The 22117-nt window shown below is 72.1% G+C and carries 18 protein-coding genes and 1 pseudogene; 10 read left to right on the forward strand and 9 right to left on the reverse strand.

The features are described 5' to 3' along the window. Positions 1-5 precede the first annotated feature (5 nt). Genes flgJ through VO99_RS25675 form a run of 6 tightly spaced genes read left to right on the forward strand, consistent with a single transcriptional unit; the run spans position 6 to position 9292 of the window. A complete protein-coding gene (gene flgJ, locus VO99_RS25650; protein WP_046115802.1) occupies positions 6-908 on the forward strand; it encodes a flagellar assembly peptidoglycan hydrolase FlgJ in 903 nt (300 codons plus the stop codon). A 13-nt stretch (positions 909-921) separates the two neighbouring features. Further along, a complete protein-coding gene (gene flgK / locus VO99_RS25655) occupies positions 922-2895 on the forward strand; it encodes a flagellar hook-associated protein FlgK (RefSeq protein WP_232315550.1) in 1974 nt (657 codons plus the stop codon). Between the two features lie 12 nt (positions 2896-2907). Continuing rightward, positions 2908-4095 (forward strand): flagellar hook-associated protein FlgL, encoded by a 1188-nt coding sequence (gene flgL, locus VO99_RS25660; protein ID WP_046115803.1) that lies wholly within the window; start codon positions 2908-2910, stop codon positions 4093-4095. A 21-nt stretch (positions 4096-4116) separates the two neighbouring features. After that, positions 4117-5289, forward strand: coding sequence for an EAL and HDOD domain-containing protein (locus tag VO99_RS25665; protein ID WP_046115820.1), 1173 nt, complete (start codon positions 4117-4119; stop codon positions 5287-5289). A 25-nt stretch (positions 5290-5314) separates the two neighbouring features. Next, positions 5315-8650: a PAS domain-containing sensor histidine kinase gene (locus tag VO99_RS25670; protein ID WP_046115804.1), complete on the forward strand. Its 3336-nt coding sequence runs from the start codon at positions 5315-5317 to the stop codon at positions 8648-8650. Positions 8651-8686: 36 nt separating this feature from the next. Further along, a complete protein-coding gene (locus tag VO99_RS25675) occupies positions 8687-9292 on the forward strand; it encodes an ANTAR domain-containing response regulator (RefSeq protein ID WP_157039786.1) in 606 nt (201 codons plus the stop codon). Between the two features lie 12 nt (positions 9293-9304). Here VO99_RS25675 and VO99_RS29220 read toward each other — a convergent pair whose 3' ends face one another. Then, positions 9305-10804 carry a sensor histidine kinase gene (locus VO99_RS29220; protein ID WP_052736628.1) on the reverse strand — a complete coding sequence of 500 codons (1500 nt, stop codon included), beginning with the start codon at positions 10802-10804 and terminating at the stop codon, positions 9305-9307. Between the two features lie 240 nt (positions 10805-11044). Between VO99_RS29220 and VO99_RS25685 the strand changes: the two genes are divergently transcribed. The 3 genes from VO99_RS25685 to VO99_RS25695 all read left to right on the forward strand — a co-directional run bounded on the left by VO99_RS25685 (position 11045) and on the right by VO99_RS25695 (position 15786). After that, positions 11045-11491 carry an Hpt domain-containing protein gene (locus VO99_RS25685; protein ID WP_232315551.1) on the forward strand — a complete coding sequence of 149 codons (447 nt, stop codon included), beginning with the start codon at positions 11045-11047 and terminating at the stop codon, positions 11489-11491. Between the two features lie 76 nt (positions 11492-11567). Beyond that, entirely contained in the window at positions 11568-13814 is a 2247-nt protein-coding gene (locus tag VO99_RS25690; RefSeq protein WP_046115823.1) for a putative bifunctional diguanylate cyclase/phosphodiesterase, read from the forward strand. A gap of 34 nt (positions 13815-13848) precedes the next feature. Next, on the forward strand, positions 13849-15786 hold the full coding sequence (locus tag VO99_RS25695) for a GGDEF domain-containing protein (protein WP_046115806.1): 1938 nt from the start codon (positions 13849-13851) through the stop codon (positions 15784-15786). A gap of 25 nt (positions 15787-15811) precedes the next feature. Here the strand turns inward: VO99_RS25695 and VO99_RS25700 are convergent, their stop codons facing one another. From VO99_RS25700 to VO99_RS31030, 8 genes and pseudogenes are all read right to left on the reverse strand, one after another. Next, positions 15812-16366 (reverse strand): DUF3299 domain-containing protein, encoded by a 555-nt coding sequence (locus tag VO99_RS25700; protein WP_046115807.1) that lies wholly within the window; start codon positions 16364-16366, stop codon positions 15812-15814. Position 16367: 1 nt separating this feature from the next. Beyond that, entirely contained in the window at positions 16368-17627 is a 1260-nt protein-coding gene (locus VO99_RS25705) for an ABC transporter permease (RefSeq protein WP_046115808.1), read from the reverse strand. Next, positions 17624-18334, reverse strand: coding sequence for an ABC transporter ATP-binding protein (locus tag VO99_RS25710; protein ID WP_046115809.1), 711 nt, complete (start codon positions 18332-18334; stop codon positions 17624-17626). Before VO99_RS25710 ends, VO99_RS25705 begins: the two co-directional genes overlap by 4 nt. Continuing rightward, entirely contained in the window at positions 18331-18882 is a 552-nt protein-coding gene (locus tag VO99_RS25715; protein WP_046115810.1) for a ZrgA family zinc uptake protein, read from the reverse strand. The genes VO99_RS25710 and VO99_RS25715 overlap by 4 nt, the downstream gene beginning before the upstream one ends. Continuing rightward, positions 18879-19691, reverse strand: coding sequence for a metal ABC transporter solute-binding protein, Zn/Mn family (locus VO99_RS32035; protein WP_441294008.1), 813 nt, complete (start codon positions 19689-19691; stop codon positions 18879-18881). Before VO99_RS32035 ends, VO99_RS25715 begins: the two co-directional genes overlap by 4 nt. 114 nt (positions 19692-19805) lie before the next feature. After that, positions 19806-20663, reverse strand: a pseudogene (locus VO99_RS32040) (metal ABC transporter permease); the annotation flags it as partial. A gap of 11 nt (positions 20664-20674) precedes the next feature. Beyond that, entirely contained in the window at positions 20675-21433 is a 759-nt protein-coding gene (locus tag VO99_RS25725; protein ID WP_046115811.1) for a metal ABC transporter ATP-binding protein, read from the reverse strand. Further along, complete coding sequence (locus VO99_RS31030) at positions 21420-21557, reverse strand: hypothetical protein (RefSeq protein ID WP_198157071.1); 138 nt, start codon at positions 21555-21557, stop codon at positions 21420-21422. Before VO99_RS31030 ends, VO99_RS25725 begins: the two co-directional genes overlap by 14 nt. 130 nt (positions 21558-21687) lie before the next feature. On the opposite strand from VO99_RS31030, the gene VO99_RS25730 reads away from it, so the two are divergent. Next, positions 21688-22071, forward strand: coding sequence for a Fur family transcriptional regulator (locus VO99_RS25730; protein ID WP_046115812.1), 384 nt, complete (start codon positions 21688-21690; stop codon positions 22069-22071). Positions 22072-22117: the final 46 nt, after the last annotated feature.

Here is a 22117-nt window from a genome sequence, read left to right on the forward strand (position 1 = left end):
GCCCGATGATCCCGACCACCTCCGGTCTCAGCACCGATCCTGCATCGCTGGCCACGCTGCGCAGCCAGGCCGCCAGCGACCCCAAGGCGGCCACGCGCGAGGTGGCCAAGCAGTTCGAGTCGCTGTTCATGCAGGAGCTGCTGAAGAACATGCGCAGCTCCACCATGGCCACCGGCATGCTGGACAACAGCGGCACGCAGATGGGCACCGAGATGCTCGACTCGCAGTACGCCAAGCAGCTCAGCGGCCTGAAGGGCGGCCTGGCCGACGTGATCGCGCGGCAGATCGAGCGCCAGATGGGCGTGCAGTCCAGCGACAGCACCGTCAACGCCGGCCTGGGCCCCACGCGGGCCGCGGCCGTGGCCGCCTATGGCACCGCGCCGGTGGTGGCCGCCGGGTCGCCCACGGTGCAGCGCACACCGCTGCGCCCGCCGGCCAGCGCGCAGGAATTCGTCGACCGCGTGAGCGCCGATGCCAGGAAGGCCGAGGCCACCACCGGCATCCCCTCGGCCTTCATGATCTCGCAGGCCGCGCTGGAAACCGGCTGGGGCAAGAAGGAGATCAAGATGGCCGACGGCTCCAACTCCTTCAACCTGTTCGGCATCAAGGCCGGCGGCAGCTGGAAGGGCCCCACCACCGAGATCACCACCACCGAGTTCATCAACGGCAAGATGACCAAGGTGAAGGCCAGCTTCCGTGCCTATTCCAGCTATGAGGAAGCCTTCAACGACTATGCCCGCCTGATGAAGGACAGCCCGCGCTACCAGAACGTGGTGGCCGCCGGCAGCTCGGCACACGGCTTCGCCAACGGCCTGCAGAAGGCCGGCTACGCCACCGACCCGCAGTACGCCGAGAAGCTCGGCCGGGTGATCAACACCACGCTGCGCCTGCAGCGGGTGAACACCTGAAGGAGGCCGCGCCATGGGCAGTGCGCTGATGTCGATCGGCACGCGGGCGATGACCGCGAATTACGCCAAGCTTCAAACCATCAGCAACAACATCTCCAACGCCAACGTCGCCGGTTATTCCCGGCAGGACGTGCTGCTGGAGACGAGCAAGGGCCAGTTCAGCGGCGCCGGTTTCTTCGGCAAGGGCGTGAACGTGGTGACGGTCACGCGCTCGGCCGACAAGTTCCTGACGGCCGAATCCGCCACCACCAAGGCCACCGCCTCGATGGATGCCGCGCGCCTTGGCGCGCTGCAGGCGCTGGAGAACGTGTTCCCCACCGGGGAGGACGGCGTGGGCTATGCGGCCAGCCAGTTCCTCAACGGCATGGTGGACATGGCCAGCAATCCGCAGGACCTGTCGGCCCGGCAGGTGGTGCTGTCGCGTGCCAGCGAGCTGGCGGCGCGCTTCGCCAATGCCGGCGTGCAGCTGGACACGCTGCAGGCCGGTGTCAATGCCGACCTGAAGACCTCGGTTGACTCGGTCAACCAGATCGCGGCCAACATCGCCGGCATCAACCAGGAGATCGCCAAGGTCAACGGCGTGGGCCATTCGGCCAACGACCTGCTGGACCAGCGCGACCAGCTCATCTCGCAGCTCAGCCAGTTCGTGCAGGTGACCACGCTGCCGGCAGAGGACGGCACGCTCGGCGTGTTCATGGCCGGCGGCCAGCGCCTGGTGCTGGGCAACCAGGCCACGCCGCTGGCGGTGGCGCCCGATCCGATGGATTCGTCGCGCTCGGCGGTGGGCATCATGGAAGCCGGCGGCGGCCTGCGGCTGCTGTCGCAGGACACGTTCACCGGTGGCGAGATCGCCGGCCTGCTCAAGTTCCAGAACCAGGACCTGGTGGACGCACGCACCGGCCTGGGCCAGATGGCCGCGGCCATCTCGGCGCGGGTGAACCAGCAGCAGAGCCTGGGCCTGGACCTGCGCAATCCGCCGGGCAGCGGCGCACCGCTGTTCTCGGTGGGCCCGCCCACCGCGGGCAATGCCAGCACCAATGCGAAGGATGCTTCCGGCAACTTCCTGGCCGGCGTGTCGCTCACCGTGGCCGATGCCACGCAGCTGGAGGCCAGCGAATACGACCTGGCCGCCGACCCCGCCAATGCCGGGCAATACCTGCTCACCCGCCGCTCCGACGGCCTGGTGCGCAGCATCGCCAACGGCGCCACGGTGGACGGCATGACCGTCAACGTCACCGGCACGCCGGGCGGCAACGACCGCTTCCTGCTGCAGCCGGTCACCCGCACCGTCAACGGCATGAAGACGGTGCTGAGCGACCCCAAGGGCCTGGCCGCCGCCTCGCCGGTGGCCGCCACGGCCAACGTCAACAACACCGGCACCGCCAAGGTGGACTCGCTGACGGTGGTCAGCGCCGGCATCGACCCCGCGCGCACCGCCACCTTCACCTTCGGCGCGGCCAACGGCAGCGGGCGCGACTACTCGTGGTCGTTGTTCGATCCCGCCACCAACACCACCACCACCGGCACCGGCACCTGGCAGGCCGGCCAGCCCATCGCGCTCAACGGCTTCGAGCTGCAGCTCAAGGGCGTGCCGGCCAGCGGCGACAGCATCGTGGTGGCGCCCACCGAGTTCCCGGCCACCAACAACGGCAATGCGCTGGCCCTGGCCGCGCTGCGCGACGAGAAGATGGTGGGCCGGCGTACCGATGCCTATGGCAACGTGGGTGGCGGCGTCACCGCCACCGATGCCTATGCCGGCGTGATGTCGGGCGTGGGCGTGGCAGTGCAGGGCGCCAAGTCGGCCGCGCAGATCTCGGCCGGCGTGGCCGACACCATGGCCCAGCAGCTGGCGTCGAAGACCGGCGTCAACCTCGACGAGGAAGCCGCCCAGCTGATGCAGTTCCAGCAAAGCTACCAGGCCGCCGCCAAGGTGCTGCAGGTGGCGCAACAGGTGTTCGACACGCTGCTGCGTGCTGCGGGTGCCTGAAGGAGATAGCCCATGAGAGTCACCACCGCCTATTCGTATTCGGCCAGCATGGCCAACCTGCAGAAGCGCCAGACCGAGCTGAACGAGGCCAACGGCCGCATGACCTCGGGCAAACGCGTGGAGAAGGCCAGCGACGATCCCACCAATGCCGCGCGCGCCGAACGTGCGCTGGCCGTGGTGGCCCGCTCCGATGCCAACCAGCGTGCGCTGGAGGCCAGCCGCAATGCGATGACGCTCACCGAAAACGCGCTGGGCGATGCCACCGAGCTGCTGCAGCAGGCCCGCGAGGCCATGGTGGCCGCCGGCAACGGCAGCTACAGCGATGCCGAGCGCGCCGCCCAGGCCAAGAAGCTCACCGAGCTGCGGCAGCAGCTGTTCACCGTGGCCAACCGCAGCGACGGCGCGGGCGGCTTCCTGTTCTCGGGGCAGGGCGCCAGCCAGCCGCCGTTCGTCGACACGGCCACCGGCGTGCAGTTCCGCGGCGCGGCCGGCCAGGTGGACGTGGCCAGCGACGAGGCCCTGCCGCTGACCATCGACGGCGCCGACGCCTGGCTGCATGCGCCCACCGGCAACGGCGTGTTCGAGACCCGCGCCACCAGCAGCACCACCGCCTGGATCGATGCCGGCCGCGTCAGCGATCCCTCGCAGCTCACCGGCGGCAGCTACAACGTGCAGTTCACACAGGCCGGCGGCGTCACCAGCTACGAGGTGCGCAACGCCGGCGGCACGCTGCTGGCCAGCGCGCCGTACAAGGAGGGCAAGGCCATCGAGGTGGAAGGCATGTCCTTCAACATCGGCGGCGCGCCTGCGGTGGGCGACCGATTCGACATCGTGCCCTCCACCCGCACGCAGGACGTGTTCGGCGTGCTTGACCGCACCATCGCCGAGCTCACCACGCCGCACCGCACCGGCGCGCAGATCACGCAGAGCGCGCAGACCGCGCTGCGCGACCTGGACGCCGTGGGCGGCGCGCTGCAGGACCTGCGCGCCGCGGTGGGTGAATCGCTGAACCGCGCCGATGCGGTGGAAGGCCGGGTGAGCGCGCTGCGGCTGTATGGCGAGACCGCACGCTCCAATGCGGAAGACCTCGACCTGGCGCAGGCGATCTCGGACTTCAAGAACAAGGAGACCGGCTACAGTGCCTCGCTCCAGACGTACTCGTCGGTGCAGCGGCTGTCGCTGTTCCAGTACATCTCCTAACCAAGTCGCGCCAAGCAGATGATGGACCACGCTGTCCTGGGCCAGGTGGCCCTGGGTTACTCGCCACTGATCGACGCGCAACGCGCCGTGGCCGCCACGCGCCTGACCGTGTTTCCGCAGCGCCCCGATGCGCGGGTGGACGCCGCCGACCTGCTGCAGGCCGTGGCTGAGGTCTGGCCGGCCGGCGGCGGTCGCGTGCTGCTCAACATCGCCAGCGAACCGCTGCTGGCCGCCGTGCTGGCCGCCCGCCCGGCCGCCAACGTGGTGGTGGAAGTGCCCGCCTTCATGGCCGCCGACGATGCCCATGCGGAGCTGCTGCAGGCCGCGCAGCGCGCCGGCACCGCCATGCTCATCAAGGGCCGGCCGGTGCGCGAGCTGGCACCGGCGGTGCTGGCCTGCTTCCAGCAGGCCATCGTGGAAGGCGAGGAACAGCATGAGCCCGGCCTGCGCATGGCGCAGCGGCCGCTGGTGGCTGGCGTGCGCACCCAGGCCATGGTCAACGCGGCGCTGAAGGCCGGCGCCGCCGGCACGCTGGGCTGGCCGTTCGACGATGCGCCCGAGACCGCCGATGCCAAGGCCGGCACCCAGCCCGACCTGGCCACCATCGTGGAGCTGATCCGCCGCGTGGACCAGCAGGAACCGGTGGAGCGGCTGGAGGCCTCGCTCAAGCTCGACCCGGCGCTGGCCTTCAAGCTGATGCGCTACATCAACTCGCCGGCCTTCGGCCTGCGGGTGGAGATCGGCTCCTTCCGCCACGCCATCATGATGCTGGGCTACCAGCGGCTCAAGCGTTGGCTGGCGCTGCTGCTGGTGTCGGCCAGCAAGGACCACGACATGCGGCCGGTGATGTTCGCCGCCGTGCGCCGCGGCCTGCTGATGGAAGAGCTGGCCCGCCGCCAGGGCGACGACGAGATGCGCAGCGAGATCTTCATCTGCGGCGTGTTCTCGCTGCTCGACCGCATGATGAAGCAGCCCTTCGATGCGCTGATGCGCACCATCCCCGTGCCGGAGGGCGTGTCGCAGGCCCTGGCCCACGGCACCGGCCCCTACCAGCCCTACCTGGAAGTGGCGCTGGCGGTGGAGCAGGAATCGCTGTTCGACCTGCGCGATGCGGCCGAGCGGCTGATGGTCAGCGTGGAGGTGGCCAACCGCGCCACGCTGGTGGCGCTGGCCGCCGCCCAGCAGCTGGACTGACGCCCGCCGACAGCCGGCGCGCCGCATGGCCTCCGCAGTGCCCGACCACGCCGGCCAGCGCCCCGCGGAGGGCGGGCTGCCGGACAGCCTGGCCCAGGGCCCGAGCGGCCCGCTGCTGGGCAGCCTCTGGCACTCCCCGTTCCCCGTCACGCTGCAGGATGTGGATGGCCGCCTGGTGGCCGTCAACGATGCCTACGTGGCCTTCGCCGGCCGCGCCCGCGCCGAGCTGATCGGCCGCGACCCGGCGGAACTGATGCCACCCGAGGACCGCCTGCCCCACCTGGCGGAGCGGCGCATCGTCGATGGCGCCGGCCATGAGCGCTGGTACCGCGCCGCCGACAGCACCGTGGCCGATGCGCAGGGCCGCAAGCTGCACCTCAGCGTGCTGCAGGACGCCACCGCCGAGCACCATGCGCGGGAGCAGGTGGACCGCTCGCTGCGCGAGCTGGAGCAGTGGTTCGCGCTCAGCCCGGTGGGCATGCTCATGTTCGATGGCCATGGCCTCCTGGTGCGCAGCAATCCGGCCTTCGAGGCCCTGGTGGGCCGGGTGCCGGTGGCGCTGCCCGATGCCGATGCGGCACTGTGCGCCCTGCTCGGCTGGGTGGACGGCCGGCCCGATGCCGCGTTGCAGCCGCAGGCCAGCGCCATCGAGCGCTGGGCCAGCCTGGTGGACGGCCAGGGGCGGCGCCGGCAGTTGCGCTCCCGGGTGCGGGCCATCGAACCTTCGCCCGGCCACCGGCGCTACCTGGCGGTGATCGAGGACCGCAGCGCGGAAGACGAGCGCGACCTGGCGCAGCTCGAGATCGGCGCGCTGATGAACACCGCCGGCGTCGGCGTGGCCACCTTCGAGCCTTCGCGCGGCTGGCTGCCCAGCGCCGCCGCCCGCGGCAGCGCGCGCGGCCGACCGGTGCAGGCCGGGGCCGAGGCCAGCCGCGCACGCGGCCAGGCGGCGCTGCAGGGCATCTCGCGCGAGCTGGTGGAGCCGGCCTCGCTGCCCGACTACGAACGCCTGCAGCATGCCCTGAAGCGCGGCGAGTCGGCCGAGGTGCGTTATGCGGTGCGCCATCCTGAGCTGGGCCTGCGCTGGCTGCTCACGCGGGTGCAGCCCGGCCAGCTGGGCTCCGGCCGCACCACCACCTCGGTGGTGACGCTGGACGTGACCGAGCAGGAACAGGCCCAGCGCCGCAACGAGCAGCTGCTGCGCGAGCTGACCACCATCCTCGACGGCACCAGCGCCGGCATCGCCTACCTGCGCGGGCGCGTGCTGGTGCGCTGCAACCAGCGCTTCGAGCGCATGCTGGGCCTGGCCGGCGGCCGGGCCGCGGGCCTCACGCTGGCCGAGCTGTTCGGCGGGCCGGAGCGGCAGCCGCCGCTGCTGCAGGGGCTGGAGGAGGCCTTGGCCGAAGGCCAGGCCTTCGAGACCGAGATGCAGCTGCTGCACCCGCTCAGCCGCGTGCCCACCTGGTATGCCCTGTCGGTGCGGCGCGCCGACGCAGCGCGCGGCGCCGAGGCCGATGCCGCCGATCCCGGCGAGCTGGTGGCGGTGCTCAACGACGTCTCGCGCCTGAAGCAGCAGCAGGCCGAACTGCAGACGCTGCTCAACGAGCGCGAGCTGATGTTCAGCCTGTCCGAGGTGGGCATCATCTGGCTGCGCGGCGACCGCATCGAGCGCGCCAACGAGGCCTTCTCCATGCTCAGCGGCTACGCCCCGCACGAGCTGGCCGCGCTCGAGCATGCCGCACTGTTCGAGGACCTGAGCGCCTGGCAGCAGTACCGCCTGCAGGACGAGCCGCTGCTGCAGGCCCAGGGCCGCCATGTGCTGGAGCGCCGGCTGCGCCGCAAGGACGGCACGCTGCTGTGGGTGCAGGCCAGCCTGCGGCAGGTGGATGCGCTCGATCCTGCGGCCGGCCTGGTGTGCAGCTTCGTCAACGTGGATGAACGACACCGCGTGCGCAAGCTGCTGGTGCGGCAGGCCGACCGCACCCGCGCCATCCTGGATTCGGTGCTGGTGGGCATCGTCACCGTGGGGGCGTCGGGCATCGAATGGATGAACCGGTCGGCCCGCCGCATGTTCGGCGGCGAGCTGGCGGATTTCCAGGGCCAGCCCATCGCCGTGGTGGCCACCGAGGACGAGGCCCATCCCTTCCGCCGCACCCACTACCTGCATGCGCTGCAGGACGGCCAGGCCGAGAGCTTCGAATGCCTGCTGTGCGCACGTGACGGCCGCGAATTCCTGGTGGTGGGCAACGTGGTGGCCACCGGGGCGGATGGCGCCGGCGGGCGGCAGCTCACCTTCGCGCTGCTGGACATCGAGCGCCGGCGCGAGGCCGAGCAGCGCATCGCCCGCACCCAGGCGCGGCTGCAGCGCATCATCGAGACGGCGCCGCTGGCCATCGCGCTGCACGATGCCGGCACGCTGCGGGTGCTGCAGCTCAACCAGATGGCGGCCAGCTTCATCGGCCGGCCGCTGGACGCCGCGGTGGGCGAGCCGATCGACGCGCTGTTCACGCCCGACACCGCCAGCCAGGTGCGCGCCGACATGGCCGAGGCGCTGCTGCGCAATGAGGTGACGCGGCGCGAATACCGGCTGCGCAGCGGCACCGACGGCGCCATGCGCATCTGGGACGCCCGCTACGTGACCATCGCCGCCACGCCCGATGCCGAGCCCGAGCAGCTGCTGCTGGTGGCTTCCGACGTGACCGAGCAGCGCGCGGCCGAGGAGGCCCGGCTGGAAGCCGCCATCGCCCAGCGCGACATGCTGGTCAAGGAAGTGCACCACCGCATCAAGAACAACCTGCAGGGCGTGGCGGGACTGATGCAGCAGGCCGCGCTGCGCCGGCCCGAGGTGGCGCCGGTGATCTCCGAGGCCATCGGCCAGGTGCAGGCCATCGCCCATGTGTACGGCCTGCAGGTGGGCGCCGGCGGGCCGCTGCGGGTCAGGAGCGTGCTGGAGTCCATCACCGGCTCGGTGCAGCGCATGTTCGGCCGGTCCATCGTCTTCGGCACCCAGGGCAGCGCGCCCGAGGCCTGGGCGCTGCCGGAAGCCGAGAGCATTCCGCTGGCGCTCACCGTCAACGAGCTGCTGACCAATGCCGTCAAACATGGCGCGCAGGGCGAGGTGCGCTGCACGCTGGTGGCCGGGCCGGGGCAGGTGTGCATCGAGGTGGTCAACCGTGGCCGGCTGCCGGCGGGCTTCGAGCTGTCGCGGGTGCCCGGTGGCGTGTCGGGCCTGGGCCTGGTGCGTGCGCTGCTGCCGCGCCGCCATGCCACGCTGCGGCTGCAGCCCGGCGCGGATGCCGACGGCCTGACGGTGGTGGCCACGGTGGTGCTGGTGCCGCCGGGCGTGCAGTGGCTTGGGTGACAATGAACCGCGATGGCACCCGGGGCGAGTACTGACATGTCCAAAGGCAAGATCCTGGTGGTCGATGACGACCGGCTGGTGCTGGCCACCGTGTCGCATGGCCTGTCCCAGGCCGGGTACGAGGTCATCGACGCCGACAACGGCGACGACGCCATCCTGCTGGCGCGCGAGCACCGGCCCGACCTGGCGCTGCTGGACATCCGCATGGAAGGCAAGAGCGGCTTCGACGTGGCCGCCTACCTGCGCGACTACTGCCAGGTGCCGTTCATGTTCCTGTCCGCCTTCTCCGACGAGCAGACAGCGCACCAGGTGGCCGAGCTGGGCGCGGTGGCCTACCTGGTCAAGCCGCTGGACATCGGGCAGATCCTGCCCACGGTGGACACCGCCTTCGCCCGCCTGCGCGGCGCCGCCGGCCTGCCGCTGCCCACGATGGCGGCCGGTGCGGTGCGCCCGGCTGAAGCCGGTGCCGACGTGGTGGCCCTGGCCACCGGCGTGCTGATGCACCGCTATTCGCTCACCCGCGTGCAGGCGCTGGAGCGGCTGCAGCGCCAGGCCCAGGCCGAGCGCCGCTCGCCGCAGGCACATGCCGAGCGGCTGGTGGAAGCGGTGGAGCTGCTGGCGGGCGCCGGCAGCGGGTTGTGAAGCCGCCGGCGCTCAGCCGGCCAGCGTGAAGTAGAAGCAGGCGCCCTGGCCGGGTTCGGACTCGGCCCACACGTCGCCGCCATGGCGGCGCACGATGCGGCGCACCGAGGCCAGGCCCACGCCGGTGCCCGGGAAGTCGTTGGCGCTGTGCAGGCGCTGGAACACGCTGAACAGCCGGTCGGCGAAGCGCATGTCGAAGCCGGCGCCGTTGTCGCGCACGACGAAGGCCTCGCGGCCGCTCTGCACGTCGGTGGCGAACTCGATGACGGTGTGCTCCCGCTGGCCGCTGTACTTCCAGGCATTGCCCAGCAGGTTCTCCAGCACCAGGCGCAGCAGCGTGGGGTCGCCATGTGCCTGCAGGCCGGGCTGGATGCGCACCTCGGCCCGGCGCTGCGGCTGCTGGCGGCGCAGGTCGTCCACCACGTAGGTGGCCAGCTGGGTGAGGTTCACCGGCTGGCGCGCCAGCGGCTGGCTGCTCAGCTGGGCCAGGCCCAGCAGCGCGTCGATCATCGCGTTCATGCGGGCGGCCGCGCCCAGCACGCGGTCCAGGTGGTCGTTGCCCACGCGGTCCAGCAGCCGGCCGTAGTCCTCCTTGACGATGCGGGTGAAGCCTTCCACCACCCGCACCGGCGCCCGCAGGTCGTGCGAGACGGTGTAGCTGAAGGCCGCGGGGTCGGTGTCCGCCGGCTCGCTGGCGCCCAGGCCCAGCGGCAGCAGCATCAGCAGCCGGCCTTCGTCCTGCGGGCCCGCGGGCAGCAGCTGCACCTGCCAGTCCTCGTGCACCGCGGCCTGGCCCGGCTGCAGCGCCTGCACCGTGGTGGCCAGGTCGCGCGGCAGGGCGGCCAGCAGGCCCTCCCAGGTGCTGCCGGGCGGGCCGCCGAAGCGCAGCGCCGCCTCGTTGCAGCGCTGCACCTGCAGGCCGTCGGCCGCCGGCCGGCAGATCCATACCGGGCCGGGCAGCGCCGGCAGCAGCGCCTGCAGCGCGGCCTGGTCCTCCTGCGTGGCCAGCATGTCGTCCAGCAGGCGCGCGGTGCCGGTGTGGCCGGCGAAGAGTCCGTCGGTGCCGAAGCGCGGCTGGCCGCGCAACCACCAGCGGCTGCCGTCGGGCCGTGCCACCGCATCGTCCAGCGGGCCGTGCTGCGCCAGCTTGGCCTGCACCAGGCCGGGCTGCTGCGGGCTGTCGAAGCGCTGCCACAGGCATTCGGCGGCGGGCGGCTGCCAGTCGGCGGCAGGCGCGTCGCAGGGCGGCCGCCATTGCACCAGGCGGTGCTCGGTGTCGGTCTCCCATTGCCACACGTCCAGCGTCTGGCGCATCAGCTGGAGCTCGGTGCGGGCGTCGCGCAGCGCGCGCTCGCCCTGGCGGCGGGCCAGCAGCCAGCCGGCTGCCGCGGCGGCGGCCAGGCCCACCGGGCTGGCGGCCCACAGCAGCCACAGCGGCGCGGCGGCCTGGGCGGCTTCGGCGGCCTGGGCGGCAGCCCAGCCGGGGCACAGCGTGGTGGCGGCCAGGGCCATCGCGCGGGGCGCGGGCGGCAGGCCTCCGCGCCCATGTGGCGCTGCAGACGTTACGGCGCCGTGAGGAGTGCCACCAACCATGTGAGGGATTGTATGCACCGCACCGTGGCAAGATTCCGCCCCGGACAAGCGCGGTTGTGCTTGACGCAGCCGGCAGGGAAACACACCATGAGGTGGCACCCGGCCTGTTGCGTACCTTCCAGGAACCGGCCTGCAACGGTCGAATGAAGCATCGTGCCCATGTCTCTGTTCAAACGGGTTGCCCTGGCTCCAGCCGCCGACATTGGCGGCACCGGCGCAGGCGGTACGCCACCTGCGGACCTGCCCGCCGAATTGCTGGCCATGCTGGACGCCGCTTCGCTGGACCGGCTGCGCGAGCTGGATCCCGGCGGCCGCATGGGCCTGGTGCCGCGGGTGCTGCGCACCTTCGACAGCTCCATGGCCAAGCTGCTGGCGCAGCTGGACGAGGCCCAGGGCGCCGCCGACCTGCAGGTGGTGCGCCATGTGGCCCACACGCTGAAGTCGTCGGCCGCCAGCGTGGGGGCGCTTCAGTTGTCGGCCACCTGTGCCGATATCGAGCGGCGGGTACGCGAGTCGGACACCACCGGCCTGCCGGCCCGCCTCGATGCTATGGTTGCAGAATGCAAGCGGTTGCGCACCGGTTTGAAGTTGATTGCCAGCGCCTAGATGACACTGCGCCTCCCTTTCCTCGTCGTCGGATCACCATGCCCCGGGCGACGAAGCTTGCTGGGCGATGCGTGACATGAATCCCTTGCATGCCTTTGCCGACCAGCCCGGCGGCACCGAGCCCAAGGTGCTGCTGGTCGACGATGACGAGGTCAACCTGATGCTCACGGCGGTGGCGCTGCGCGAGCGCGGCTTCGCCATCACCGAGGCCGGCAGCGGCGAGCAGGCGCTGGGCATGCTGTCCCACTGGGTGCCGGACATCATCGTGCTGGATGCGCTGATGCCGGGCATGGACGGCTTCCGCACCTGCACCGAGCTGCGCACGCTGCCCGGCTTCGAGAACATGCCGGTGCTGATGCTGACCGGCCTGGACGACGACGCCTCCATCACCCGCGCCTACCAGGCCGGCGCCACCGACTTCTTCGTCAAGAGCACGCAGTGGAGCCTGCTGGCCGGCCGGCTGTTCTACCTGCTGCGTGCCTCGCGCACCCGGGTGGAGCTGGAACGCAGCAAGACCCGCCTGGCCCGCGCCCAGGACCTGGCCCGCATGGGCAGCTTCGACTGGCGCCGCGCCCACACCGCGGCCAACGGCGGGCTGGTGATCTCGCCCGAGGGCCTGCGCGTGTTCGGCCGCAGCCCGAGCGAGCGGCTGGGCCTGCGGCCGCTGCTGCGCATGGTGCCGGCGGCCGAGCGCCGCGGCCTGCTGCGCATGCTGCACGAGGTGCTGGCGCACAGCTCGGTGCTGGCCACCGACGTGCCGGTCAACCTGCTGGACGGGCGCCAACGCATCATCCACGTGGAGGCGGAGCCCGAGTTCAACGAGCACGGCCAGAGCGCGGGCTACACCGGCATCGTGCAGGACGTGACCGACCGGCGCATCGCCGAGGACAAGATCCGCCACCTGGCCAACTTCGATGCGCTGACCGGCCTGCCCAACCGCCGCCAGCTGATCTGGCGAACCGAGCGCGCGCTGGAACATGCACGCCGGCTGAACCACCAGGCCGCGCTGCTGCTGATCGACCTCGACCGCTTCAAGATCATCAACGACACCCTGGGCCATGCGGCCGGCGACGAGCTGCTGATGGAAGTGGCGCGCCGGCTTCGGGCCTGCGTGCGCCACTCCGACCAGGTGATGGAAGGCGCGCTGGAAGCCGTGGGCTCGCGCTCGCACCGCACGCTGGAAGCGGTGGGCCGGCTCGGTGGCGACGAATTCGTCGCCCTGCTGCCCGAGGTGGCCGACGAGCGGGATGCCGAGCGCGTGGCCGGCCGCGTGCTGGAAGCCATGCGCGAGCCGATCTTCGTGGCCGGGCAGGAATGCTTCGTCACCGCGTCGGTGGGCATTGCGCTGTTTCCGCGCGACGGCGCGGCGGTGGCCGACCTGCTGCGCAATTCCGACGTGGCCATGTATGCGGTCAAGAACCAGGGCCGCAATGCGGCTTCCGTGTACAGCCCGCAGCTGGCCGGCCGCGGCCGCGAGAAGCTGGAGCTGGAAAGCGCATTGCACAAGGCCATCGAGCGCGACGAGCTGGTGCTGCACTACCAGCCCAAGGTGGACGTGCGTGCCGCGCGCATGGTAGGTGCCGAGGCGCTGATGCGCTGGCGCCGCGGCAACACGCTGGTGCCGCCGATCGAGTTCATTCCGCTGGCCGAGGAAAGCGGGCTCATCGTGCCCTTGTCCGAATGGGCCATCCGCGAGGCGGCGCGCCAGGCCAAGGCCTGGTCCGTGAGCTTCGGCTTCGCCGATTCCATCGCGGTGAACCTGCCCAGCCGGCTGTTCGAGCGTTCCGACCTGGTGGAGCACATCCACCAGTCGGTCGGCACCTATGGCGTGCCGCACCGGGCCATCCAGCTGGAGATCACCGAAAACAGCCTGATGAAGGACCTGCAGAACGTCATCCCGTCGCTGCACCGGCTCAACGAGATCGGCGTCGAGATCTCCATCGACGACTTCGGCACCGGCTATTCGTCGCTGGCCTACCTGACCACGCTGCCGATCTCCGAGCTGAAGATCGACCGCAGCTTCGTGCGCGACCTGGGCATCACGCCGCAGAGCTCGGCGGTGGTCACGGCCATCATCGCGCTGGCGCGCTCGCTGGGCCTGCGGGTGATCGCCGAGGGCGTGGAGAACCTGCGCCAGATGGAAGTGCTGCACCGGCTGGGCTGCGGCGTGATGCAGGGCTTCCTGTTCAGCAAGCCCATCGAGCCCGACAGCATCGAGAAGTGGCTGCAGCAGACGGTGCTGCCGCGCAAGGCGCCGTGGATCGCCCCGGCCAGCCATGAAGCCGGCGACCTGCCCCGCGTGATCGGCGGCAGCCGACTCTGACCCCACGCCTCCTGCCTCCGATCCTTTCCACACGATGACCGCCGCCCTCACGCCGGCGCAGATTGCCAAGGGCGCGCTGCGGCGCCTGGCGCTGACGCAGCAGGAACCCACCCCCGAGAACTACGCCCGCGCCTGGGCCGAGGAGCTGGGCCAGCCGGCCGCCGCGCTGCCCGAGCGCGCGCGGCCGCTGCTGGACAAGCTGGCCGCCCGCGCCAGCGACGATGCCGACAACCGGACCGAGCTGGTGCGCAGCCTGATGGCGGGCCAGTGGGACGACCTGGCCCGTGCGCTGGACCGCAGCGCCGCGCTGGGCGGCTCGTCGGCGCAGGCCTGGGCGGGGCTGATCGAACGCATCGTGCGCGGGCTGGAGCGCAGCGGCCGCCACTGGACCGCCGCGCGCAAGAAGGACAGCCTGAAGCGGGTGCTGGACGGCAGCCGCAGCGACCTGCCGCGACTGCAGCAGCGGCTGCGGCAGCTGGTCACCGGCTGGGACAGCGATGCGCCGGTGGAGGAGGTGGAAGGCGCTGCGACACCCGAGGCGCTGGCACCCGACGGCACGATGCCGCCGGCGGGCGCGGAAGGCCTGCCCGACGGGGCCGTGGACGCCGCAGCCGAACGTTCCGAGCCTGCCGAGCCTGCCGAGCGCGCCGATCCGTCCCAGCCCGCCGATGCCGCGGATCCTGCCGCGCCCGCGCAGGCAGCCGAAGCCCCGGCCGACCTGCCTCAACCGGCCACGCCCGCGACCTGGCCCGAGATCACCACCTGCCTGCAGGACACCGTGGTGGCTGCACTGCCCACCAGCACGCCCAGCGCCGCCGAGCTGGCGGGCGAACTGGGCCGGCTGGCCGACCGCATCGCGGCCGAGGGCGCCACGCCGGCGCTGGCGCAGTCGGTGCACCAGGTGTGCGACCGCGCGCGCCGCCTCTTCGCCCATCGCCACTACCTGCTGGAGCAGCTGGGCGCGCTGTGCCTGGAGCTGACCGCCGGCCTCACCGAGCTGGCCGAGGAAGGCAGCTGGGCGCAGGGCCAGGCGGAGGCCCTGCGGGCGCGGCTGCAGGCCGACGATGCCGAGGCCGGCGGCGACCATGCGGCCGAGGGCGCGGCCTTCAGCGTGCGTGGCGTGCGGGCCGCTGGCGAGCTGCTGGCCCGCACCCGGCAGCAGCAGCATGCGCTGCGGTCGGAACGCGACCGCGCCCGGCTGGCGCTGAAGTCGCTGATCCAGAGCCTGCTGCAGCAGGTGGGCGAGCTGGGCGACGAGACCGGCCGCTTCAGCGACAACCTGGGCCGCTATGCCGAGAGCATCACCGAGGCCAGCTCGCTGGACGACCTCGCCGGCGTGGTGGATGCGATGGTCAAGGAAAGCCGCGCGGTGCAGCAGCGCGTGGGCCAGGCGCAGCGTTCGCTGGGCGAGGAACATGCGCGCGCCAGCGAGCTGGAAAGCCGCGTGCGCGACCTGGAAGGCGAGCTGCGCCGCCTGTCCGACGAGGTGGCCACCGACGCGCTGACGCAGGTGGCCAACCGCCGCGGCCTGATGCAGGCGTTCGACAGCGAGCGCGCCCGGCTGGAGCGCGACGGCCGGCCGCTGGCGGTGGGCCTGATCGACATCGACAACTTCAAGAAGCTCAACGACAGCCTGGGCCATGCGGCCGGCGACGAAGCGCTGAAATCACTGGCGCGCCGGGTGCAGGAGGCGCTGCGGCCGGTGGACCACCTGGCCCGCTTCGGCGGCGAGGAATTCGTGGTGCTGCTACCCGACACCCCGGTGGCCGAGGCGCAGCAGGTGCTCACGCGGCTGCAGCGCCAGCTCACGGCCAGCCTGTTCATGCACGACGGTCAGGACGTGTTCGTCACCTTCTCCGCCGGCGTCACCGGCTACCGGCCGGGCGAGCGCCTGGAAGCCGCGCTGGAGCGGGCCGACGAGGCGCTGTACGAGGCCAAGCACCAGGGAAAGAACCGCACCTGCATCCACTGATGCGGTGCGATGCAGGGCCGCGGGCTCAGCGTGCCTTGTCGGCGTCCGACGGCATGTACTTGTCCACCGCCACCGCGTCGATGCGGTAGCCGCTGGTGCCCATGGCCGAGGCATTGCGCGTCACGCGCAGGGTGCCGCGCACCCACACCGTGTCCATCGCCTTGAACTTGCCGGCCGGGGTGCGCGGCAGCACATGCACGATCTGGTTGGCCGGCGGCGGCGGCGTGTGGATGCAGGCGCCGAAGTACGGCACCAGCAGGAACTCGCTCACCTGGCCGTTGGCTTCTTCCAGCGGCACCAGGTAGCCGGGCAGGCGCACCTGGGTGTTGTCCATGCTGGCGTTGGCGGGTGCGTTGTCCCAGGCCTCGCGCAGCTTGGCCAGCATGTCCTTGGCGCGGGGATCGTCGTCCTGCAGGCTGGCCGGCGGTGCGTCCTTGAACAGGTCGTTCGGGTTCCAGTCCTTGGGCACCAGCGCGTCCCAGGTGATGGTCTTGTAGCCGCCGGCAGCCGGCGGCGCGGCTTGGACGACGGTGGCGCCGAGCAGGGCGGCGGCGGACAGCAGGGTACGGCGGGTCAGCATCTCAGATCCTTGGTGACAGGCCATCGGCCAGCGACAACCGGTAGGCACGCAGCGCGGGCAGCAGGCTGGCCAGCCAGCCGGTGGCCACCACGGCGCCGAACAGCGCCCATTGTTCGGCAGACGGCAAGCCCCAGCCTATCACCAGCCCATGACGGGCCTGCAGCCAGGGCCCCAGCGCGGCGGTGAGGCCCAGCGCCAGCAGCAGGCCGAGCAGCGCGCCGGCCAGCGTGACCATCGCGCCTTCCAGCGCCAGCAGCGCCATCACCTGGCGGGGGCCGGCGCCCACTGCACGCAGCACCGCCAGCTCGCGCCGGCGCTCGTTCAGGCCGGCCAGCACCACCGACACCAGCCCGCCCAGGCTGACGATGCCGACCATCACCGACATGGCGAGCAAGGCCTTCTCGCCGACGCCCACCACCTCCCACAGCTCGTCCAGCGCCACGCCGGGCAGGATGGCCATCAGCGGCTCGCTGCGCTGGTCGGCCACCCAGCGCTGCACCGAGAACACCGCGGCGCGGCTCTTCAGGCCCACCAGCGCGGCGGTCACCGCCTTGGGCTGCAGCTCCATCGTGCGCAGTCGTTCGGGCGTCATGCCCAGCCCGGGGATCTGCATGCCGCCCATCCAGTCGATGTGCAGCGCCTCCATCGATTGCAGGCTGATGTGCACCGTGCGGTCCACCGGGGTGCCGGTGCGCGCCAGGATGCCGGTGACGACGAAGGGCTTGTCGGCATGCTCGGCCACCAGGTCGCCGCTGCCGTGCGCCAGCGTGAGGCGCTGGCCCAGGCTGTAGCCCAGCTGCTCGGCCACGTCGGCGCCCAGCACGGCCTCGAACACGGCGGCGAAGGCCCGGCCCTCGGCCAGGCGCAGCGCCTGCCGGTCGCCGTAGCGGAAACGCTCGAAGTACTCGGCGCTGGTGCCCAGCACCGGAAAGCCGCGGTGCGAATCGCCCAGCGACAGCGGCACCACCCAGGCCACCGCCCGGTGCCCGGCCAGTGCCTGCACGCTGGCCCAGCCCATGTTGTTGGTGGCCGCGCCGATGCGGAACACCGAATACAGCAGCAGCTGCGTGGAGCCGGTGCGCGCACCCACGATGAGGTCGGTGCCCGATACCGCAGCGGTGAAGTTGGCGCGCAGGTCGGTGCGCAGCCGCTCGATGCCCATCAGCAACAGCGTGGCCAGGGCGATGGAGGCCACGGTGAGCATCAGCGTGAAGCGGCGGTTCCAGGCGCTGCGCGCGGCCAGCGTGAGCAGCGGCTTCATGCGCGGGCCTCCATCGGCGGGGCGGCGCGGTTGAGCGCGGGCAGCGAGGCGCGTTCGTCGAAGCGCGCGGCCAGCCGCTGGTCGTGGCTGACGAAGACGATGGCACTGCCGGCATCGGCGCAGGCCTGCAGCAGCACGTCCACGAAACGCTCGCGCAGGTCCTCGTCCAGCGCGGAGGTGGGCTCGTCGGCGATCACCAGCGCCGGCCGGCCGATCAGCGCCCGTGCCGCGGCCACCCGCTGCTGCTGGCCCACCGACAGCGCGGTGGGCTCGCGATGCCACAGCGGCTCGGGCAGGGCCATGCGCTGCAGCAGCGCCCGCGCGGCGGCGGGTGCATCACCGGCGGCTCGGCGGCGCGCCGACGAGAAGCGGCAGGGCAGCAGCACGTTGTCCAGCACGCTCAGGTAGGGCAGCAGGTTGAACTGCTGGAACACGTAGCCCACGTGGTCGGCGCGCCGCTGGTCCCGCCGACCGGCCGACAGCGCCGACCACGGCTGGCCCAGCAGCGTGACCTGGCCTGCCTGCGGCTGCAGCACGCCGGCCAGGATGGACAGCAGCGTGCTCTTGCCGCAGCCGCTGGGGCCGTGCAGGAAGAGCGTGCGCCCGGCCTGCAGCTGGAACTCGTCGATGGCCAGGGTGTCCTGCGTTGCCCCGGGCCAGCGGAAGCGCAGGCCCCGGCACTGCAGCAGCGCGTCAGCCGTGGTCATCGCGACAGGCTGATGCGCCGCGTCTTGCCGCCCAGCGTGCGCTTGAGCTGGCCGTTGGGGCCGGCCACCTGCACATCCACGGTGCGCACGCGCTTGAAGGCGTCGGCCAGGCCCAGCTCGATGTAGGTGGCCTGGGTGGCGTCGGTGCAGCGGTAGGTGACGCTGCCTTCCATCTCCGCATGTTCGCCTTCCCGGTGGGTGCCGCCGCCCAGGCCCAGCGCCGCGGATTCCAGCATCACCTCCGCCAGCGTGCAGCCGGCCTTCGGGTCGATGCGCACCCAGCCGTCGGCCGCGCGCAGCCGGGCCACCGCGGCATCGGCAGCCTGGCGTTCGGTGGCGTTGCGCGGCGCGCGCTCGAAGCCCAGCAGGTTGTCCAGCGGCGTGTCCAGGCTCAGCGTGAGCTGGGTGCGCTCGATGGCGATGTCCACGCTGGCGCGGCCGTGTTCATGGGCGGCATGGTGGTGCGCCTGGGCCAGCGCGAGGCCGGGCAGCACGGCGGCGGCCAGCAGCGCGGCCAGGGGCAGGGAACGGCGACGGGCAGTTGTCATGGTCGAAGGGCCGGCGGCGTCAGCCAGGCGGCGATCAGGGTGGACAGGTTGTGTTCCAGCAGCCGCAGGTAGGTGTCCGCGGGGCCGCCGGGCGGCGAGAGGGCATCGGCGTACAGGGTGCCGCCCAGCACCGCGCCGGTGTCCTGTGCGATGCGCTGCGCCAGGCGCGGGCTGCCAGTGTTCTCCAGGAACAGCGTGCGCGTCTGCTCGGCCTTCATCTGGCGCATCAGCTTGGCCAGGTCGGCGGCCGACGGCTCGGCGGCGGTGGTCCAGCCCTGGGCGCCCGTCAGGCGCAGGCCGTAGGCGGCGGCCAGGTAGCCGAAGGCGTCGTGCGAGGTGATGGCCCGGCGCTGCGGCGCGGGCACCTCCGCCAGGCGGGCGCGCAGCCGCTGGTCCAGCGCCTGCAGCCGCAACGTGTACGCGGCGGCCCGGCGGTCGATGGCGGCGGCCTGCGCCGGCACCAGCCGGCCCAGCGCCACGCGCAGGTTCTCGATGTACTGCCGCGCGTGGGCCGGGTCGTGCCAGGCATGCGGGTCAGGCCAGCCGAACATCTGCCGCGGCTGGATGCCCTGGCTGGCCACCAGCACCGGGCCCCGGTAGCCGGACGCGATCACCAGCCGGTCCAGCCAGCCTTCGAAGCGCAGGCCATTCACCACCACCAGCTGGGCGCCGGCCAGCTGCCGCACCGCGGCGGGCGTGGGTTCGTACACATGGGCGTCGCCGCCGGGGCCGACCAGGCTGCTCACCTCCACCGCATCGCCGCCCACCTCGCGGGCCATGTCGGCCAGGATGGAGAAGCTGGCCACCACGCGGGGCAGGGGCGGGTTTTCGGCGCGGCTGTCCGTGGGGGCGGCGGCCAGCAGGGCGGCCAGCGACAGCGCCGCCGCGCCGGCCAGCGTGGAGGCGGCCGCCGCCGGCCCGCCGGCCGGGCGCCAGGCGGCGCGCAGGCTGCCGTGCCGGCCCGCCAGCAGCGACAGCGCATAGCACCCACCGGCCACCAGCACGATGGCCGGCCCGGAAGGCAGCCCGGCGTGGTACGACACCAGCAGCCCCGCCCATGCGCTGAAGGCCGCGATCAGCGAGGCCAGCAGCGCCAGCGCACCCAGGCCGCGCACCCAGAAGCGCGCTGCGGTGGCCGGCAGCATCAGCAGGCCCACCGCCATCAGCGTGCCCAGCGCCTGGAAGCCCGCCACCAGGTTGGCGACCACCAGTGCCAGGAACAGGTAGTGAACGCCGGCCGCGCGGCGCGAGACGGTGCGCAGGAACAGTGCGTCGCAGGCATCGAACACGATCGGCCGCCACAGCAGCGCCAGCAGCAGCGCCGACACGCTGGCCACGCCGGCCACCAGCGTCAACGAGGCATCGTCCACGGCCAGCACGCTGCCGAACAGCACGTGCATCAGGTCGACGTTGCCGCCGCCCTGGGCGGAGATCATCAGCACGCCGGCCGCCAGCGCGATCAGGTAGAAGGCCGCGAAGCTGGCGTCCTCCCGCTGCGGCGTGTAGCGCGCCACGGCGCCGGCCAGCAGGGCCACCAGCAGCGCCGCCGCGAAGGCGCCCACGCTCATCGCTCCGAGCGACAGGCCGGCCAGCAGGTAGCCGGCCGCCGCACCGGGCAGCAGCGCATGGGCCATGGCATCGCCCACCAGGCTCATGCGGCGCAGCACCAGCAGCGTGCCCAGCGGCCCGCAGGTGAGCGCCAGCGCCAGGCAGGCCACCAGCGCACGCCGCATGAAGCCGAATTCGGCGAACGGCTGCCACAGCAGGGCAGGCAGGTCGATCAGCAAGGTGTTCATGCGGCCAGCGGCAACCCGGTGGCGCGGCCGGCCAGCTGCCGCTCTGCGGCCCGCCAGGCTGCCGGGGACAGGGCATCGTCCGGGCTGCCCTGCAGTACCAGGCTGCACGCCAGCAGCAGGGCGGTGTCGAAGTGCGAGCGCACCACCGCCTGCTCATGCAGCACCGCGATCACGGTGCGGCCCTGGCTGCGCCATTCACGCAGCAGCGCCAGCAGGTCGCAGGTGGTGTCCTCGTCCAGCGCGGCAAAGGGCTCGTCCAGCAGCAGCAGCCGCGCCTCCTGCAGGCACAGCCGCGCAAACAGCAGGCGCTGGAACTGCCCGGTGGACAGCTCGGCGATCAGTCGCCGGCCCAGTGCGTGCAATCCCACCCGCTGCAGCGCCTGCTCCACCGCATCGGCATGCCGGCGGTCCAGCCCGCGCCAGGCGCCCAGGCGCGGCCACAGGCCCATGGCGGCGAATTCAGCCACGCGGATCGGGAAGCTCCGGTCCACCTGGGAACGCTGTGGCAGGTAGCCGACCTGCCCATGCAGGTCCGGCGCCAGCACCACGCCGCCGCTGCACGGCTGCAGCCCGGCCATGGCGGCCATCAGGCTGCTCTTGCCCGCGCCGTTGGGGCCGACGATCGCATGCAGCGCCGCCCGCGCGAACCCAGCGCTGACCGGCGCCACCGCTTCCTGGCCGCCGTAGCGCACCGCCACGCCTTGCAGCTGCAGGGCAAGGTCCGAGGCGCCCGCCGTCGGTTCAGCGCGCGACATCGCTCAAGGCCCAGGCCACCATCCACCACATCGGCGCCAGCACCGCGGCGGCCGCCACCAGGCGCGGCCATGCCGCCCAACCGAGCAGGTTGCGACGGGTGTCGGCCGGCCGTGCCTCGGTCACCGCCCGTCCGGGTGCGTCGCACGGTGCGGAAGAACGTGCCGCGCAGGCAGCGGCAGCAGAGGTGGCGACGGCAGAAAGCATGCCTAATGATAACGAATTCTCTTTATCGGCGTGAGAGAATCCCCGGCCCATGGAACGCTCCACCCGCCAACGCTCCGCCATCCGCTCGGTGATCGAAGCCGCCACCCGGCCGCTGTCGCCCCAGGAAGTGCTGGACGGCGCTCGCGGCGAGGTGGCGGGCCTGGGCATCGCCACCGTCTACCGCAACCTCAAGCTGCTGGTGGAAGAGGGCAGTGTGCAGCCGGTGGAACTGCCAGGCGCCAGCCCCCGCTACGAATCCACCCGGCTGGCGCACCACCACCACTTCCAGTGCCGGGCCTGCCAGCGGGTGTTCGACGTGCATGGCTGCCCGGGCGACCTGGGCCGGCTGGCGCCTGCCGGTTTCAGCGTGGATGCGCATGAATTGACGCTCTACGGCTTGTGCTCCGATTGCAAGGGCACGGCCGCCGTCTAGGGATGGGCGCCTAGCTGTGAACCGTCAAGAGGTTCTTTCTTGATTT

The sequence above is a fragment of the Aquincola tertiaricarbonis genome (assembly GCF_000969605.1).
In the GTDB taxonomy this organism is placed as follows: domain Bacteria; phylum Pseudomonadota; class Gammaproteobacteria; order Burkholderiales; family Burkholderiaceae_C; genus Aquincola; species Aquincola tertiaricarbonis.

Excerpts from the sequence above, each read along its gene's own strand:
- VO99_RS25685 (WP_232315551.1), top strand. The coding sequence starts at position 11,045 with ATGTCTCTGTTCAAACGGGTTGCCCTGGCTCCAGCCGCCGACATTGGC.
- flgJ (WP_046115802.1), top strand. The coding sequence starts at position 6 with ATGATCCCGACCACCTCCGGTCTCAGCACCGATCCTGCATCGCTGGCC.
- VO99_RS25715 (WP_046115810.1), bottom strand. The coding sequence starts at position 18,882 with ATGACAACTGCCCGTCGCCGTTCCCTGCCCCTGGCCGCGCTGCTGGCC.
- VO99_RS25665 (WP_046115820.1), top strand. The coding sequence starts at position 4,117 with ATGGACCACGCTGTCCTGGGCCAGGTGGCCCTGGGTTACTCGCCACTG.
- VO99_RS25695 (WP_046115806.1), top strand. The coding sequence starts at position 13,849 with ATGACCGCCGCCCTCACGCCGGCGCAGATTGCCAAGGGCGCGCTGCGG.
- VO99_RS25670 (WP_046115804.1), top strand. The coding sequence starts at position 5,315 with ATGGCCTCCGCAGTGCCCGACCACGCCGGCCAGCGCCCCGCGGAGGGC.
- VO99_RS25710 (WP_046115809.1), bottom strand. The coding sequence starts at position 18,334 with ATGACCACGGCTGACGCGCTGCTGCAGTGCCGGGGCCTGCGCTTCCGC.
- VO99_RS25690 (WP_046115823.1), top strand. The coding sequence starts at position 11,568 with ATGAATCCCTTGCATGCCTTTGCCGACCAGCCCGGCGGCACCGAGCCC.
- VO99_RS25675 (WP_157039786.1), top strand. The coding sequence starts at position 8,687 with ATGTCCAAAGGCAAGATCCTGGTGGTCGATGACGACCGGCTGGTGCTG.
- VO99_RS29220 (WP_052736628.1), bottom strand. The coding sequence starts at position 10,804 with ATGGCCCTGGCCGCCACCACGCTGTGCCCCGGCTGGGCTGCCGCCCAG.
- VO99_RS25725 (WP_046115811.1), bottom strand. The coding sequence starts at position 21,433 with ATGTCGCGCGCTGAACCGACGGCGGGCGCCTCGGACCTTGCCCTGCAG.
- flgL (WP_046115803.1), top strand. The coding sequence starts at position 2,908 with ATGAGAGTCACCACCGCCTATTCGTATTCGGCCAGCATGGCCAACCTG.
- VO99_RS25705 (WP_046115808.1), bottom strand. The coding sequence starts at position 17,627 with ATGAAGCCGCTGCTCACGCTGGCCGCGCGCAGCGCCTGGAACCGCCGC.
- VO99_RS25700 (WP_046115807.1), bottom strand. The coding sequence starts at position 16,366 with ATGCTGACCCGCCGTACCCTGCTGTCCGCCGCCGCCCTGCTCGGCGCC.
- flgK (WP_232315550.1), top strand. The coding sequence starts at position 922 with ATGGGCAGTGCGCTGATGTCGATCGGCACGCGGGCGATGACCGCGAAT.
- VO99_RS25730 (WP_046115812.1), top strand. The coding sequence starts at position 21,688 with ATGGAACGCTCCACCCGCCAACGCTCCGCCATCCGCTCGGTGATCGAA.